This is a genomic window from Mesorhizobium sp. M8A.F.Ca.ET.208.01.1.1, assembly GCF_004791315.1.
Taxonomy (GTDB): domain Bacteria; phylum Pseudomonadota; class Alphaproteobacteria; order Rhizobiales; family Rhizobiaceae; genus Mesorhizobium.
Genome location: NZ_SRUT01000342.1, coordinates 1 through 294 on the forward strand (window position 1 = coordinate 1; position 294 = coordinate 294).

Below are 294 nucleotides of genomic sequence, written 5' to 3' on the forward strand. Positions count from 1 at the left end.
CAGGAACAGGATCAAGGATCCCTTGGCGGCGCGAATGCCGGTGTTTCGGGCCTTGCCGAGGAAGCCGTTCTTTTGCCGGATGATCCGCCAGCCGCGCTGCTCGAACTCAGGCTCGACTTCAGCGAGCAGGCGTATTGCGTCCGGATCGGTTCTGCCGTCGTCGACGACGATCAATTCGATATTGGGGTAGTCCTGGCGACGGACCGATGCGATCGCCTGCGGCAACAGGCGCGCCCGATTGTAGTGGGCCGTGATGATCGAAACGAGCGGCAACCGGGCTCGACCGCGGCCAGC

The 294-nt window shown here is 63.6% G+C and carries 1 protein-coding gene; it reads right to left on the bottom strand.

The annotated features are described in order from the left end of the window. The coding region (locus EN851_RS35570; RefSeq protein ID WP_281041140.1) for a glycosyltransferase family A protein at positions 1-273 on the bottom strand (273 nt) is incomplete at its 3' end. Between the last annotated feature and the right edge of the window lie 21 nt (positions 274-294).